This window comes from Aminobacter sp. BA135 (assembly GCF_050859125.1).
GTDB classification, from domain to species: Bacteria; Pseudomonadota; Alphaproteobacteria; order Rhizobiales; family Rhizobiaceae; genus Aminobacter; species Aminobacter ciceronei.
The window spans coordinates 5,258,486-5,273,956 of sequence record NZ_CP139572.1 but is presented as its reverse complement, the minus strand read 5'-3'; the positions used below and the strand labels follow the sequence as shown (position 1 = coordinate 5,273,956).

The following is a 15,471-nucleotide window of genomic DNA, read 5'->3' as shown; positions in this document are numbered from 1 at the left end:
CCTCCGCTCCCTAAAATTCGGCAAGCGGGATCGTCATGTCGCGTTCGGCACCTTCCAGAAAGCCGGGATCTAAGAGCTGCCTTTGCTTTCTCTTCATTCGCGACAGAATACGGGCTGCGCCGGCGAACCAAAATGTGGTAAATACCGGATTGACTTCGATCACCTCGGCTCCAAGAGCCCGAAGCTGGTCGACCGCCTTGTCGGTAACTCTTTGAATGTCGTGCGCCACTTTCACATACCCAAGGTCTCGACTGTAGCCGATGCGCAGACCCTTGAGGGTTTTTGGTGGATCGACCTCGATACCGGGATAAGCGGGTCCCGCATAACCGTAGCGAGCGTCCTTTCGTGCGATGACATTCATCATCAGGATCGAATCCGTAACCGTGCGGGTCATCGGCCCCAAGTGAGACAGCGTGGTCATAGCGCTAGCAGGCCATTGCGGAACGATGCCGAAGCTCGGCTTGAGGCCGAATCCTGTGAAGCTCGCCGGTATGCGGATTGATCCCCCACCATCGCTACCTTGATGAAGAAGGCCGAGGTTGAGGGCCGCCGCGACTGCCGCGCCGCCTGAGGATCCGCCAGGCGTCAGGTCAGGATCCCAGGGTTGCGGGTGATGCCAAGAGGGGGCTATCTGTAACACCTTTCCAGCCAAACTCCGGGGTGGTTGTCTTACCTAAAATAGGATAACGGCACCGGCCTCGCGAATGCGAGCTGTAACGGGCGCATCGTCTGTCCAAGCCTCGTCGGCGCTTCTGGACAGTGATCCACGCCTTGTCGGCCAGCCCGCGTCAAGGTAGATCTTTGATGGTGGCCGGAATTCCATCGAGAACTCCGGCGGGCTCGCCCTTCATCCAGCGCCTTCCGAAGCCCGGGCAACAAACCTCGCCCCTCGGTGATCGACGAGGCAAAATGCGTTCAGCGTCGGGTTGTTTGCGTCGATGCGACTGAGACAGTCATCAATGACTTCAATCGGCGAGACCTGCCGCGTTCGATATAGCTCGAGGCACTCGCATGCCGTCAGATCGCCAAGAGATGTTGGCACGGGTGAACGACTCTTCATTTTACAAGGTGCGCTATATTATGTTTGTCAGACTCATGATGGCAATCATTGCTTGTGGCCTTCTCGATTTTGTTATGCTGCAATGACGTTCCTTCTTATCTATTTTTATTCAGTCTGCAGTGCGCATCAATTCGACCTGAGACGCTTGGTCCTCCGTTCAATGGCGAGGGAAAAAAGGTGTCGATTGCTCGGCCTTGCGAGGGGCACTTGTCGGCCGCTCGATTGACAGCGTTGTTTGCGGTGCATGCTTTCCTTTGTGCAGAAGGAGGATCTTATCGTCCAGTTTCTTGTCTGCCTCGGTAAGACGATGATTCAAGCGGATGTAGTCGGTCCAGGTCGGCGTGCGGAATGTCTCTGTCCATCGTAAAGGCTTCTGCAGGTTGCGCTCGAGCGTCCAGTGCCGAGCACCGACGTGGCTGTGCACATGTCGGCGCTGGCGCATGAGGTCCAGGAAGGCTTCGAGATTTTCCGCAGGTACCAAATACTCAACCTTGACCACGATGGGGCCGCTTCTCGGCTTCAGATTAAGCGCGACCGCCGGGGCGTCGAATTGCTCCAAAGGATCGGGCTCGGATTCGTGGCGGTCGCGAAGAGGAAACAAAAAACCGGCTGCAGCTACGAGCAACAAAGCACCAGCTGAACCTTCCAGTGCCAGGGTCAGGGAATGGTTCTGCGCCACCGTGCCCCATATCCAGCTGCCGGCCGCGATGCCGCCGTCTATCAATGCATAATAAATCGAGATGGTGCGCCCTACGACCCAGCGCGGGCTTGCCATCTGCACGCTCACCCCGACCCCGGACCAGGCGTTGACCCAACCCGCGCCGCCCAAGGCGAGTGCAACTGCCGCCACTGCGATCGAAGAGGTCAGCGCAAGGGAGAGGGAGCACGCCGCGCAGGCGACGCACGCGAGGGTCATCAGCCGCTCTTGAGACAAGTTCCGTCTGAACAGGCTGTTGGAGATACCGGCGATGACAGCCCCTGTCCCGAATCCCGCCATCAGCGCGCCATAGGCGAGCGGCCCGCCCTCCAACTGATTGCGGACAACCAGCGGCAGTAGCGCAAGTATGGAAATGCCCGTCAGGCCAAGGAGGGTTCCGCGCGCGATCGCCGCCTTGATTTCCGATGACATCGCCGTGAAGCGCAGACCGTCATGGATCGCCGTGTCATCGATTCACGCGAAAGAGGTGAGGAGCGAACCTTCCACTTGCAGCGCCATATGGTGACCAAAGGGACCAGATAGGTGAGTGTGGTTACGGCGAAAGCCGCCAGAAGCCCGAACGAGGCAACCACGATGCCGCCGAGCGCTGGGCCCACGGTTCGGACAGTGTTGAAGCCGACGGACAGGAGGGTGACGGCAGCGGGAACATCGCGTCGGTCCACCATATCGCCAACCGAGGCCTGCCAGGCGGGATCGTTGAGCGCGGTACCACTTGCAATCAAGAAGCTGAAGCCGAGGATCATCCACGGACTGACAAAGCCCAGCGCCACGGACGCGGTGAGCATTGCAGAGGCTATCACCATGAGGCATCGGCCGGCGAACATGACCCTGCGACGGCTGAAATTGTCAGCGAGAACTCCGGCGAAAACGGACAAAACGAAAGCGGGCAGGTTAGATGACGCCTGCACCAGCGCAACCATCAGATCGGAGGTCGAGACTGTGGCCATCAGCCAACTGATGGCAACAGTCTGCATCAGCCAGCCGAGGGAGGAGACTTGAGAGGCCAGCCAGATCGAGCGAAACGTCGGATTCCTGAGCGGCGCAAACGTTGCTGGAGAAACTCCATCCGCATCTGCGCCCGCCGCTCTGCTCATTGCTCCGACCGATTGTGTTCCGCCGAGCCTACACCACTTGGCGGGACATGATTCAATTACCGGTCGGATGCGTCAAATGCAGTCTTTGTATTGTGGTCATCTGGCAGCGAGATGGCCCCGGGTAGACAATCGGCCGCAACAGTGACGCGATACGCAACCTGCAACGTACCCGTTTTGATTGGACAGGCAGCGTAGGGGATAGGACATAGGCTTGCGCCTATGTTTAAACTATGAACGATCCGTTCTTACATCCTAACTCTTTGCCTGTAAGCGTCGCATGCCCGAGGTGACGCGACTGCGGTGCAGGTCTACATCGATGCGGTGGCGAAGTCCGTATTCGGGAGATCGAGAACGCGTGCGCCATCTGGAACGCATGCTTGGTCGCAAGACCACGGAGGTCGAGAACTCGCTGCCACCTAAAGAAACCAGCCATGGGGCAGCCAGCGTCGTCGCCGATCCTCGCTTCGGCGAGATCGCGCCGGATCTTTCTCATTGCACAATCTGCCCGGCGTGCCGTTCGGCGAGGTGCGCCTCAGGACCGGTGTGGTCAACTGTGCGTCACGCGGCATGCGCATCGAGCTGGAGGGCAATCGCCCATGCCCGAGACCGGCGTGTCGCCAATGATTGCGATCATCCAGTTGATGCCGGCCCTGCCTGCGCTCGAACGCGAAACCTTTGCCGACGACGATTTCGGCATGGTGACCGTCACCCATACTACGATGGGCGAGGCGGTGTTCGGCATCGCATGGCGGACCTGTGCGCCGCCGCCGAGGCGCTGGCCACAGGATCGCCAGCCAGCATCGCCTTGCTGCTCACTGGGACTACCAGAAATCTTCTTTGCCAGGCGGTGGAGCATCTGCGGCTGGCTCTGAGGAAAACCTGCCGATGCGCGCATCAGAAGACTTCGGCGTGTTTGGCCGCAAAGCAGCTTCGGCGATGTTCTTTCTTGGTGCAGGCGAGCGGCACCCGGCGCTGCACAATCCGGACCATGACTTACCCGATGACCTGATTTCGCCTAGGCTAATTTCAGCTAACGTCAACTTCAGTGCAGAAAAATCGAAATCCCGCCGGCTCTTAGAGCCTGAATCAAAAAAGTTCCTTATACTCTAATACGAAGTCATCATGAATTGCCCGGCAACCGACAGCGCGGTCACCCCGGAGATTGGTCAGCAGCGCGACGGCGAGCCACTGCGCACCGGGGCCGAGGATGACTGCAACGCAAAGGTTTTGGACGAACATCATCTCGACTGGTTTGACCACCACCGCCTGTTGCCAGTCGAGGATTAGGACGATCGGTCGCGTTCCGCTGGCGGGACGAGCGCCATCTCGGCAAGCGAGGGTCGTGACGCTCGACTCGCACAAGCTCATCCGTCGCTTTCTCCCGCACACTGCCCTACGGTTGCAATCGCATCCGACCCGCCGCAGGATGCCTCGTTCGCGCGATTTTCAACATTCACTCTCTGACGGTTCTTGGAGTCTTAGTTGGCAAGCACTTCACCGCGAACTGAATGCGTGGCGGAGCAGGAATTGTCCTCATCGATCGCTATGCCTTTGCTGCATCTCGCCGCCAGATGACGACGATATAGAAACTGCATTTGACGCAAACCGCTAGGACGGTTGAATGTCTGCCTGAACCAAAGCCCGGAACGCTAAGCGACAGCTTCTAACATCGGTCCGATGCGTGCTGTTGCGCAACCAAACCACTACATGGCAAATCATTGAGGTGAGATATGGCGACGATGTCCTCAGCTATTCCTCTGACGGGTGTCCCGTTCCCGAGATCCGAGTACGAGCGCAGGCAGCTCAACGTGCTGGCGGCAGTGGCGAGCGCGGGGCTAGACGCTCTTGTAGTGACAGCCCATGGCCATCTTCGCTATCTCAGCGGATACGATGGCAGTGGTGGGTACTTCGCACCGTTTCCTTTGATCATGGTGCCCGGTCGGTCGCCAATATATGTGGTACGACAGTATGACGAGCAAGCGGTTCGTGCCTATAGTTGCATTGATGAGATAGTTACTTATACCCACCAGCAAGATTTTGGAAAAGTGTGTGCGGACGTCATTCGTCGGTATGGCTTGCAAAGCAAGAGGATCGGTTTGGAGCTTGGTTGCTGGAACCTCGCGCTGGCAGATGTCACTGCGCTTCAGACGCAGCTTCCCGACTTAAAGATCGCTGACGCGACTCGGCTAGTGTCTTCGGTGGCAGCGGTGAAGAGCGAGCTAGAACTGGAGTGCATGCGGGACGCAATGCACATGACTGACCTAGCAGTCCGAACCTTCCAAAGCTCGCTACGGAAAGGTGTTACTGAACTGGAGATTGCAGCGACCATGGCGGCGGCCATCAGCGCAGAGGCCAGCAACGCTGGCGGGGAAGTTGGGCTTGCTCCCGCTACCATTTTGTTCGGGGAACGGACGAAGTTGCCGCATGGCCCCCCATCTCGGCATCCAATTAGTAACAACGAGCCGGCTTTTCTGGAAATCGGTGCATCGAAACACGGGTACACGGTAGGGATGGTCCGGTGCGCCGTGCTTGGGCGGCATCCTGAGGCTGAGTCTCTACACACCTTGGCCGAGGAGGTCATTGACGCCCTGGTTGCCGCAGTTAAGCCGGGTATCTCCGCGGCGGCAGTGGACGCTGCCGGCCGTGAGGTGCTGAAGCGATCTGGGCGCAAGGGTGTCTTTCGCCAACGAACGGGATACCAGACTGGCATCAATTGGACTCAACGCGGTGACCTGAGCTTGGAGCCGGGCGCAGAGGATATGCTTAAGGCCGGCATGACCTTGCACATGCCAAATATATTGTGCAGCGAAAACGGCTACTTATTCGGGGCTGGCGCTCACGTGCTGGTGACAGAGCGTGGTGCGGAACTACTGAGTCAAACGCCCCCCACGCTCTATCGCGCATGACGCTTAGGCTAGTCGAATCAAGGCGAATGATGAATGCGTGGCCGCGGTGCGGCTCTCCGAGAATGTCCTCCGAGCATGCTTGAAGGACTTTGTACCAGGCATCGCGTACCTCGATTTCTCGGAATCTGAGTCTTCTGGGCTCACCTGGAGCTATTTCGCGCTCCCACTCTTGAGTCAGCAGCATGCAGTTGGGTGAGCGCCGCGACGCTATTGACGGCACGCGACCATTCTGCAGCGCACTGATACCTGAGACACTTATAGGTTCTATGTACCGGTCGAGATGCATGGCCTGGCCGTTCCATATCCAGCGATGCGAATTTTGATGGACGGTCAAGGGCAGGTTGCACGGTTGCACACCTGCGCCCCGCGTCCCACAAAGCGAACTGGTTCGCTCTTCACCCTCTCGCGGTAGCCCGGAGTCCAAGGGGGGAGTGGCCTGCTGCCGGTTTCGTGGACACCGAGATAAGGTGTTTAGCGGAACTGGAGAGTTGGAATGCAGAGAAGGAAATCCGCCGCGAGTTCAAGCTTGAGGCGGTGAGATTGATCAAGGATCGGGGCGTAGCGATGGCCAAGGCTGCCCGCGACCTCGATCTCCCACGGAATGTGCTGCGACCTGAGGCTGATGCCGGCGTGCAGCGTAGATGTTCGTGCGTGCAGGCGCACCGAAGAAGGCAAACGCCTTGTCATGCGCGTCGAACACAATCTCATGCGTCTCGCGCGGAGCGTCAGCCGCTCACGCTCGGGCTTGTCTTGGTTGAGGCAGCAGGGCATCAAGCTGGTCCTGCCAGGTTCCGATCGTCGGCTTCGGCTGCCTACCGCGCTCGTAGAGGAACGACGTCTTATCGGCTAGGATCTTAGGAGTAATGTCCGGAGACCGAATCCCTGCACGACTTGGCCCAGGAGGTCATCGAAACGCTCGTTGCGGCGATTAACCTGGGGTACCACCGCAGCGGCCGTGGACGTTGAGGATGTCCTTCAGGCCAGCATAACATTGCACTATGCAAAAATATATTGCGAAGCAAAAACGCCTCCTATTTCGTACCGGCCTAAGGAAAAAGTGGATCCGCGTGGAAGGGAGGCCTATTTCCAACGTTTGCGGTTCTTCCTTGTGAATGTCGAAGCAGTGGCTGTTCAACAAAGCAGGCGCTGGCCATCTCAAAACGCGATGGCACCGTCCGGGACATTATATTGGCGAATTGAAGACTGGTTGGCGCATATTTGCAGAGCGGAGAAACGCAATTCCGGCGCCAAGGTCGTCCGATACCCACAATAGGCTGAACAATGAGCAAGGCACCACATCTCACGTTTGATCTGCATGAGTACGGCGTGAGCAGGGGGCATCTTGTTGTCCCGGGAGGTGCCGACCGTGGGGAGCTTTCGCTCCCGGTCTTCAGTCTCAATCGAGGAGAGGGACCGCGCCTTCTTGTAACCGGTGGAAATCATGGCAATGAATTGGAGGGGCCAATTGTCGCGCGACGGATTATTGATTGGCTGGCGGAAGCACAAACCTGTGGAAGGGTTATCGTCTTACCGGTGCTCAATCCATTGGCCGTGCAGGCGTGGAGCCGCAATACTCCGCTCGACGGGTTGAATCTCAATCGCGTCTTTCCGGGCCGTGCCGATGGATCAGTGACCGAACGAATCGCGGACGCGGTTTCGCGCGTATTGTTGCCAATGGCCGACACCGTATTTGACCTGCACAGCTTCGGACCAACTTGGCATTTTCCACCGGCGGCCACGACGCACCCCATTGCCGATCTCGATCTCATGGCCAGGACGGTGAGAATGGCGGAAGCGTTCAACTTGCCTTTGACATTGGTCTGGCAACACAACGACACGGCTGGAATGTTTGATATCACGGCCCAAAACGAGGGCAAGGTATTTGTTTGCACTGAATTCGGAGGGGGCACGGTCGGCGCGGACAATCTCGCGATCTACGAGGCTGGAGTACGCAACGCGCTCATGGCGCTCGGGCTGGTCGACGGTAAAGCCGAGTGTCCAACGTTCCGTCAACAGAAGTCCACCCAAACACTCGAAACGCGTCCGTCCGATGAGTTGAAATCGCCTGCACCGGGCATCTTCGAACCTCGCTGCTCGGTGCTGGATGAAGTGAAGCAGGGAGATCTCGTAGGCGTCCTGCATCCGATGGATTCGCTATCAACGGAGTCCATTGACATTCGCGCACCAGGGCCATCCATCGTCTTAGGCATAAGATCGGGGGCGCATGTCGACGTCAACGAGGCAGTAGCGCTCGTTGCGCGGCCGCTCAAACTCTGAGTGTCGGACGCGCATCGAACTCCTGACTGAATCAGCAGGAAAAGGAGATAAGATGCCGGTGCCTCTTAGATTAGTGAGCTGGCTGTTTAAAAAGCCCCACTGTGCGCGACGAAGTCTGCTTCGTCGGCAACAAACCTCTCGACGACGGCGCGCTATACCCATGTGGCAACAGGCACGATCGCCAGGACGCAAAGCCCGCTCGACCGCCTGACGCTGGAGTTGGTGCCGCCCGCCCGAGTCCCAGCGAAGCGCTCCGAGCTCCGAGCTAGGTAGCGGATATCTTCCGTCGCCACGATCATGCCTATCGTGTTGCCCATGACGGCCATCTCGGCCGCGTCGAGCGTCGCGCTATGTCCGCGAAAGAGCTCTGCCGAGCTGCGGCGCTTCGGGGTCATGTCGAGGCCTGTGAGGACTGCGCACACGCCTGCGTCTCCTATTGCTTTCGGAAGAAGCGTCTGGCAGCTAAGCCAGTCCCCATCGGGAGAGAGCGCCGCCGGGGACGAGGCAATGAAGGTGCGGATGATGGGTGAGCGCCTGGCCCCATGTGTGAAGAATGGCCAGGAACCCGATCTTACCGCCGAGGTACAGCGGATCGGCGGCGATGGTCTTGAGCGTTGCGGCGACGGCGTCGAACAGGATGGCATAGACGACAGCCTAATCGTGAAGGCGATCTCGGCGACTTCGGCCGGCACCGTGAACACGACGTGGAAGGTAAGGCACCGGCGAAGATCGGCCTGACGGTCGGCGAGTCACTGTTCGCGCGTCGCGCTCTGACACTTGGGACAATGCCGGTTGCGGCAGGAGCGATCCATGTCCTCTCCCGTCTATTCCAGCGGCTGTTCCTCTGGCGGCTCCATGCGGCCTATGCGGGTGGGCGACTACGCTTCTCCGGCACGCTCGACGGGATCGGTCAGGCCCATGCCTTCACGGCCGCGATCCGGCAGCTTCGTCGCAACAACTGGATCGTCTATGCCAAGCCGCCGTTCGGCTCCCCCGAGCAAGTCCTCGCCTATCTCGGCCGCTATATCTACATTATGGCTTCCTCGCCAATGGATGCCGTCCCGACCCGACACGTCATCATCCGGCAACTCGCGGTGGCGATGAAGGCCGCTCCGACAGCCGCAGCCGGCGAGACCACCAAGGAGGCTCCAGCGCTTTGACCCACCGGTCTGACCCTGCTGTGGCGGCATTCTGCGCACACCGCCACGCTAGCGCGATGGCGTATTTTTGGGCCGTCACGACCGCAGCCGGATACCTCATAAGGACAGGACACCGCCCCAGCATCGATCGTGCCAGCATCGCGGCATCAGGGTCGACGGACGCAATGACCCCCACATCATAATCTTCCCAGTGACTACTCAGACAGCCATCTCGGTCTTAGATGAGGCCGATATACAAACTGCATTTGACGGAAGGCGCCGGGCGATTGATTTTGATGAAGGCGCTAAGTCGCCTCGCCGATAATTTGGGAACAACAGATGCACAGCGTTGAGACTTTCCGGGATTTGCAGGGCGAGGCAGCCGAGTGGCGCCGCTACCTCCACCAGAATCCCGAGCTCGGCTATGGAGTTCACAACACGGCTAGCTTCGTCGCCGAGAAACTAGCTTCATTCGGCATCAATCATATCGAAACGGCGATCGCAGAAACCGGTATTGTCGCAATCATTCAGGGCGAAGGCGGAGACGGACCGACGATCGGGCTGAGAGCCGACATGGACGCCCTGCCGATCCTAGAAGCCTCAAGCAAGCCCTGGTCTTCTCAAATACCGGGCAAGATGCACGCGTGCGGCCATGACGGTCACACGGCCATGTTGCTGGGTGCGGCGAAATACCTGGCAAAGACGCGCAACTTCAAGGGCTCCGTGGCCCTGATCTTTCAGCCGGCGGAAGAAGATGGACTGGGCGGTCAAAGGATGGTCCAGGAAGGCATCATGGAGCGGTTCGAGATTTCCCAGGTTTTTGGGATGCACAACTCGCCGGGCCTAGACGTTGGCAAGTTCGCGATTTGCGATGGCCCTACCGCTGCCGCTCTTGATGAGTTCGACATAATCGTCAAGGGCAGGGGGGGGCATGCAGCCAGTCCGCATCGGACCATCGATCCAATCGTTATTGCCGCACAAATCGTCCTCGGCCTCCAGACTTTGATCTCGCGGGGCACGGACCCGCTCGATTCCCTCGTTATTTCTGTCACCAAGCTAGAAGCCGGCACAGCATACAACATTATACCAGAATATGTTAATATATCCGGGACCGTGCGGTCCTTCGCATCCGAACTCAGAGAATATGCTGAACGACAGATCAGAAAATGCGCCGAAGGCATAGCGCAAGGATACGGCGCGGAAATTGAGTTTAAGCATCGGCGGCTCGAACCCTGCATGGTAAACCACACGGAAGCGACTAACGTGGCGATAAAGGCGGCATGCGGTCTCGTCGGATCTGAGTCCGTTAACGATAGGCTGCGACCCAGCATGGGAGGTGAGGATTTCGCTTACATGCTTGAGGCTCGGCCCGGATCTTACATTGAGCTCGGCAATGGCCCGACCGCTGCATTGCACAACCCGGCGTATGACTTCAATGACGAAGCGCTGCCCTATGGCATCGGCTATTGGGTGAACCTGGTCGATACGACGCTGGCGGCCCGTGATTAAGGCCGTACCACTGAATTGCGAAACAAAGAAGGAATCCCGTCCAGCGACGGCATTTTGAGGAGGAACGAACAATGAGCATGCCAATTAACCGCAGACGTTTCATGCATGGAGCATCCGCTATCGCGGTAGGTGCGATGTCTTACCAGTCCCGCCGCGCTGCTGCTCAGTCCTCGGGCGAACTGAAGGTCGCGCTCAATGGTGGCGATTACGCAAAGGCGTGCATCGAAGCCTATGTAAAGCCTTTCGAAGCCGAGACGGGAATAAAGGTGACTGCGGTTGCTGAAGAAGTCCCCACAGCCACGCTTGAGCTGATGGTGTCGACCAATAGCGTTTCTGTGGACGTGATCCCTGTGTCCGCGAACACAGCTGTCAAAGCTCCTGAGAAGCAGCTCCTGGAGAAGATCGATTATTCCATATACAAGAAAGACGAGTTGGATGCGATTATAGACTTCACCAAGAATGACTATACGGTTGGGTCGATCGTCTACGCATTCTGTATGGTTTACAATACCGAGAAGTACCCAGTTGGCAAACCGCGGCCGACCACCTGGGCAGAATTTTGGGATGTCAGCAGGTATCCCGGGGTTCGCACGTTGTCATCCGGCGTGTACGGTTCAGGGGGCCCATGGGAAGAAGCTCTGCTGGCGGACGGTGTGCCTGCTGATGCCCTTTATCCCTTGGATATCGACCGGGCTTTCGCCAGCTTGAACAAGATTAAGCCGCACATCCGCAAATGGTTTGTTACCGGATCCGAAAACCAGCAGTTGCTGCACGACAAGGTTGTCGATCTCGCGCAATCCTACGACGGCCGGGCGGTTGCATTGGTGGATCAGGGCGCGCCAGTTGAGGTCAATCGAAACCAACAAAAGGTGACTTGGGAAAGTTGGGGGATTCCAAAGGGCGCCAAAAATCTGCAGAACGCACAGAAATTCATTGAATTCATCACACGCGCCGATAGGCAGGCCGCATTTGCGCTGCTCATACCTTATGGCCCGGCGAACCGAAATGCGTATAAACTGCTTCCGGTCGATGTCGGACGAAAATTCGCCAGCAACCCTGATTACCTGAAGTCTAGCATAGTGATGGACTCCAAGTGGTATACTGCGGCAGGATCAGACGGCGTGACAAACGAGGAGCGGCTTGTCCAGCGTTGGAACGAGTGGATTCTTCAGTGATCGCCGATCAATGAGTGTCTGGGGAAGGCGGCCAGATGGTCGCCTTCCTGACTGAGGAATGGATTGAGCCGCCTCGGCCGGCATCCTGCTTCGAAGCAATGTGCCAGGCCGCCGCTTTCGTGTCGCGTGTTGGAGGATCAATCATGACCTTGCATCTCAAAAGCACCCCCCTGCCAATGGCCAAGGATGAAGCATTGGAAATGAGTTCGGCTTCGGCGCAGATTGAGTTCTGCAACGTGACCAAGATGTATGGCGCGGTCGCTGCGGTGAAGAACTTGTCACTTGAGGTTCGTCGCGGCGAGTTTTTGACTATTCTCGGGCCAAGCGGTTCGGGCAAGACCACTGCGTTGATGCTGCTCGCCGGGTTCGTAGCGCCTACGGAAGGAGACATCCTGATTGGTGGGAATTCGGTCGCCTCGGTACCGTCCTACCGGCGCGACCAGGGCATCGTCTTTCAGAGCTATGCATTGTTTCCGCACCTCACAGTGCGCCGGAATCTGGAATTCCCGCTCGAAATGCGCGGCGTCAGGGCCGCCGAGAGGGCAACGCATGTCGATCGAATGCTTGAGCGCGTACACCTTAAGGATTATGGCGGCCGGATGCCATCGCAACTAAGCGGGGGCCAGCAGCAGCGCGTAGCGCTTGCGCGAGCGCTGATAGCCGATCCGCCGATCCTCCTGCTCGACGAGCCACTGGGCGCCCTTGACCGCAATCTTCGTGAGCAGATGCAGGGCGAGATCAAGAGCCTGCACAGAGAGTTTGCCAAAACCACTGTATGCGTCACGCACGATCAGGAGGAGGCGCTGACGCTGTCGGACCGCATCGTCGTCATGCGCGACGGTCGAATCGAGCAAACCGGTGCACCAGAGGCTCTCTATGACCGACCCGCGACGCAGTTCGTGGCAAATTTTCTAGGCGACGCCAACATTCTCGAAAATTGTGGGTTCAAAGTCGACTCCGATGCCGTGCCGCCTGCCGGCGCCGTCGCGATGCTTCGGCCAGAACGTATCTGCGTAGCCGCTCGCGCGGCTCCTATGCGAGCCGACTCTGACCAAAGACAGTCTGTCGCCGGCACTGTCGCAGACATGATTTATGCCGGCCCGTTGCGGAAATACTATGTGCGCGCCGGGAACAGTGTGCTGATTGTGCGCGAACACGTTGCCGCGGGCCAACAGATCTTTCGAGCTGGCGATGAGGTACGTCTCGACTGGTTGCGCTCAGACGTTCGCTTTGTCAGTGCGTGAGGCGCCGAAAAGGGAAATCGGGATGAAGACGTTTCAGAAACTGGGCCGAATGCCCATCGTGCTCACGGCCCCCGCCATCGCTGTGCTGCTCGTCGTATTCGGCATTCCGATCATCCTGCTCTTCCTGACCAGCCTCAAAGCGCCCGCCTTCTCGCTTGCCAACTACCGGTCGTTTTTCAGCCAGCCGGCGAACATCCGTGTGCTCTACCAGACCCTCGAGATCAGCGGGTTGGCCACGGCAATCTGCCTCCTCGTCGGCTACCCTACGGCCTATCTGATCGTGGCGGCATCGAAGAGGCTGCGCATGGCTCTCATCTTGGTCGTCGTCATCCCCTATCTGACCAGTCTGCTAGCGCGCACCTATGCGTGGATCGTGATCCTCGGCGACAATGGCTTGATCAACAATCTGCTGCTCGAACTTGGACTGATCTCCAGTCCTCTCGAACTCATCTATAACCGCTTAGCCTTGTATATCGGTATGGTACACATCATGCTGCCGATGATGATCCTGGCACTGGTTAGCGTCATGATGGGTATCGATAAGTCGCTCATGACAGCCGCCCGTAGCATGGGCGCGCGCCCGTTCACCGCCTTCTGGCGGGTATTCTTCCCGCTCAGCATGCCGGGCGTGCGCAGCGGCTGTCTGTTGGTCTTTGTGATCTGCCTCGGCTTCTACATCACGCCCGCAGCCCTTGGCGGGTTGGGTGACGCCATGCTTTCCACCTTCATCGCGTCGCAGGTCCAGACTTTCTTTGACATGGGGCGTGTCGCCGCATCGGCCTTTATCCTCTTGGCGGTCGCTATCGTCGTGCTCTCCACGTTCGGTCTTGATCTTTCTGGCACACAGGGACGAGCGGCGCAACCGGCGCGAAAGTCTTGGACCAATCGACTGCCGGTTTTCGGCGGTTTTAAACGCCATCTAGACGAGATTTTTACTCCGCGTCGTGCGAAACGTTGGACGACGCATCTCTACCAAGCTGCCGGTCAAAACAATTGGTCGAAGATTGTCGGCATTATATTCCTAGTGTTGGTCATTTTCTACTTGCTGGTTCCGGAACTACTCGTCGTCATCATGTCGTTTAGCGCGGGACAGTTTTTGCAATTTCCGCCCCCAGGCCTTTCGCTGCAGTGGTATCGCGCCTTCTTCAGCGATCCGTCGTGGTATGGCGCCGCCTGGACCAGCATCCAGATCGGCATTGTGACTACTATCCTATCCACCATCCTTGGCACGCTTGCGGCTTACGGCCTCAATCGCAGTCTTCCGCGGCTGCGCAGTATCTTGACCATGGTGATCCTGACGCCTATCACCTTTCCGGTTATCGTCGTGGCAATAGCGACCTATCTCGGGCTGCTCAAACTCGGGCTGCTCGGCTCGATGACTGGCATCGTCTTAGCGCATACCATCGGCGCTATCGGCTATGTCGTCGTGATCGTGTCCGCCACGCTGGCGAATTTCGATCCCGCGCTGGAACGGGCGGCCATGAGCATGCGGGCAAATCCTTTGCGGACTTTCATTAGGGTAACGTTGCCTTTGATCAGGCCTGGTATTATTGGTGGCGCAGTGTTCGCGTTCCTCGCCTCCTTCGACGAGGTCGTCGTCACATCTCTGGTAGCCGGATTCTCAATCCGCACATTGCCATTGAAGATGTGGGAGAATATTCGCAACCAGATCGATCCTACAATTGCCGCTGTGTCATCGCTATTGATCCTCATCCCGGTACTCTGTCTAATCGTCCTCTACGTCGCGGGGTGGCGATCGACGCCTAGCCTTCAGCGCGCGGGTCCAGCAGCTGCGGCTTGAGATAGCGCCTTCAGTGTCAGAGGTGGGTAGACTGTAGCGTGAAGCTGCTCTCGATCCATGCATCAGGACAAGGATCTAAAGGCCTCAATTCGGCGCTGGCGGCGGGGATGTCATTCGGGGCGATCTACAGCCGTCCACCTTTCGACGGGGTCCACTTCCAGCCAAGCGGCATGCAAGGGTATCGTCATCTGTCATCTGAAAACGCGATGGTACCGATCGTGACTTTATGTTGGTGAATTCAAGACCAAGTGGCGCATACTTGACGCGCAGTGATTAGAACTGCATCCGCCCGTCAACGCAAAGTGAAGTGCAGTGCAGTGCAGATCAAAGACGTCCTTCTCGCGCCTGAAAATTGTAGATTGCTACCCCACCTCGACTACGGGACAGGGCGCTTCCCCGTTCCATGTGGGTTGCTGCGGAGGCGTAGCCGCACCGCGCGCCAGCTATCTGGCTGAAGGATCGGGGCCACGCGGTGTACGAACCGATCCGAATTACCGGGCGGCGCGCGGGAACTTTCGGCAATTTCGTGCAACTCCTGTACGTCAAAT

Annotated in this window: 9 protein-coding genes and 6 pseudogenes; 12 read left to right on the top strand and 3 right to left on the bottom strand. The window is 58.1% G+C overall.

What is annotated here, in order from left to right:
* Positions 1-10: 10 nt before the first annotated feature.
* Entirely contained in the window at positions 11-640 is a 630-nt protein-coding gene (locus SLT36_RS25625; RefSeq protein WP_432284894.1) for an amidase family protein, read from the bottom strand.
* 577 nt (positions 641-1,217) lie between these two features.
* A pseudogene (locus tag SLT36_RS25620) lies at positions 1,218-2,872 on the bottom strand (MFS transporter).
* A gap of 596 nt (positions 2,873-3,468) precedes the next feature.
* Between SLT36_RS25620 and SLT36_RS25615 the strand changes: the two are divergent.
* The 7 genes and pseudogenes from SLT36_RS25615 to SLT36_RS25585 form a co-directional block, all read left to right on the top strand.
* Positions 3,469-3,744: a hypothetical protein gene (locus SLT36_RS25615; RefSeq protein WP_432284893.1), complete on the top strand. Its 276-nt coding sequence runs from the start codon at positions 3,469-3,471 to the stop codon at positions 3,742-3,744.
* Positions 3,743-3,982: pseudogene (locus SLT36_RS25610) on the top strand (hypothetical protein); the annotation flags it as partial. The gene SLT36_RS25615 and the pseudogene SLT36_RS25610, both read left to right, overlap by 2 nt.
* A 12-nt stretch (positions 3,983-3,994) precedes the next feature.
* Positions 3,995-4,159 (top strand): hypothetical protein, encoded by a 165-nt coding sequence (locus tag SLT36_RS25605; protein WP_432284892.1) that lies wholly within the window; start codon positions 3,995-3,997, stop codon positions 4,157-4,159.
* Positions 4,160-4,602: 443 nt separating this feature from the next.
* Positions 4,603-5,778 (top strand): M24 family metallopeptidase, encoded by a 1,176-nt coding sequence (locus SLT36_RS25600; RefSeq protein WP_432284891.1) that lies wholly within the window; start codon positions 4,603-4,605, stop codon positions 5,776-5,778.
* Positions 5,779-6,271: 493 nt separating this feature from the next.
* Positions 6,272-6,393, top strand: a pseudogene (locus SLT36_RS25595) (transposase); the annotation flags it as partial.
* A 666-nt stretch (positions 6,394-7,059) separates the two neighbouring features.
* A complete protein-coding gene (locus tag SLT36_RS25590) occupies positions 7,060-8,055 on the top strand; it encodes a succinylglutamate desuccinylase/aspartoacylase family protein (protein ID WP_432284890.1) in 996 nt (331 codons plus the stop codon).
* Positions 8,056-8,333: 278 nt separating this feature from the next.
* Positions 8,334-8,466, top strand: a pseudogene (locus SLT36_RS25585) (IS91 family transposase); the annotation flags it as partial.
* Between the two features lie 63 nt (positions 8,467-8,529).
* Here SLT36_RS25585 and SLT36_RS25580 read toward each other — a convergent pair.
* Positions 8,530-8,858: pseudogene (locus SLT36_RS25580) on the bottom strand (IS91 family transposase); the annotation flags it as partial.
* Here SLT36_RS25580 and SLT36_RS25575 point away from each other — a divergent pair.
* From SLT36_RS25575 to SLT36_RS25555, 5 genes and pseudogenes are all read left to right on the top strand, one after another.
* A pseudogene (locus SLT36_RS25575) lies at positions 8,841-9,095 on the top strand (transposase); the annotation flags it as partial. The pseudogenes SLT36_RS25580 and SLT36_RS25575 overlap by 18 nt on opposite strands.
* 438 nt (positions 9,096-9,533) lie before the next feature.
* Entirely contained in the window at positions 9,534-10,703 is a 1,170-nt protein-coding gene (locus tag SLT36_RS25570) for a M20 aminoacylase family protein (protein WP_432284889.1), read from the top strand.
* 71 nt (positions 10,704-10,774) lie between these two features.
* Positions 10,775-11,878, top strand: a complete 1,104-nt coding sequence (locus SLT36_RS25565) for an ABC transporter substrate-binding protein (RefSeq protein ID WP_432284888.1) — start codon at positions 10,775-10,777, stop codon at positions 11,876-11,878.
* Positions 11,879-12,054: 176 nt separating this feature from the next.
* A complete protein-coding gene (locus tag SLT36_RS25560) occupies positions 12,055-13,122 on the top strand; it encodes an ABC transporter ATP-binding protein (protein ID WP_432288481.1) in 1,068 nt (355 codons plus the stop codon).
* 22 nt (positions 13,123-13,144) lie between these two features.
* Positions 13,145-14,923 carry an ABC transporter permease subunit gene (locus SLT36_RS25555; protein ID WP_432284887.1) on the top strand — a complete coding sequence of 593 codons (1,779 nt, stop codon included), beginning with the start codon at positions 13,145-13,147 and terminating at the stop codon, positions 14,921-14,923.
* The last annotated feature ends 548 nt before the right edge of the window (positions 14,924-15,471 follow it).

Coding starts and splice junctions, on each gene's coding strand:
- SLT36_RS25615 (WP_432284893.1), top strand. CDS start 3,469: ATGCCCGAGACCGGCGTGTCGCCAATGATTGCGATCATCCAGTTGATG.
- SLT36_RS25605 (WP_432284892.1), top strand. CDS start 3,995: ATGAATTGCCCGGCAACCGACAGCGCGGTCACCCCGGAGATTGGTCAG.
- SLT36_RS25600 (WP_432284891.1), top strand. CDS start 4,603: ATGGCGACGATGTCCTCAGCTATTCCTCTGACGGGTGTCCCGTTCCCG.
- SLT36_RS25590 (WP_432284890.1), top strand. CDS start 7,060: ATGAGCAAGGCACCACATCTCACGTTTGATCTGCATGAGTACGGCGTG.
- SLT36_RS25570 (WP_432284889.1), top strand. CDS start 9,534: ATGCACAGCGTTGAGACTTTCCGGGATTTGCAGGGCGAGGCAGCCGAG.
- SLT36_RS25565 (WP_432284888.1), top strand. CDS start 10,775: ATGAGCATGCCAATTAACCGCAGACGTTTCATGCATGGAGCATCCGCT.
- SLT36_RS25560 (WP_432288481.1), top strand. CDS start 12,055: ATGGCCAAGGATGAAGCATTGGAAATGAGTTCGGCTTCGGCGCAGATT.
- SLT36_RS25555 (WP_432284887.1), top strand. CDS start 13,145: ATGAAGACGTTTCAGAAACTGGGCCGAATGCCCATCGTGCTCACGGCC.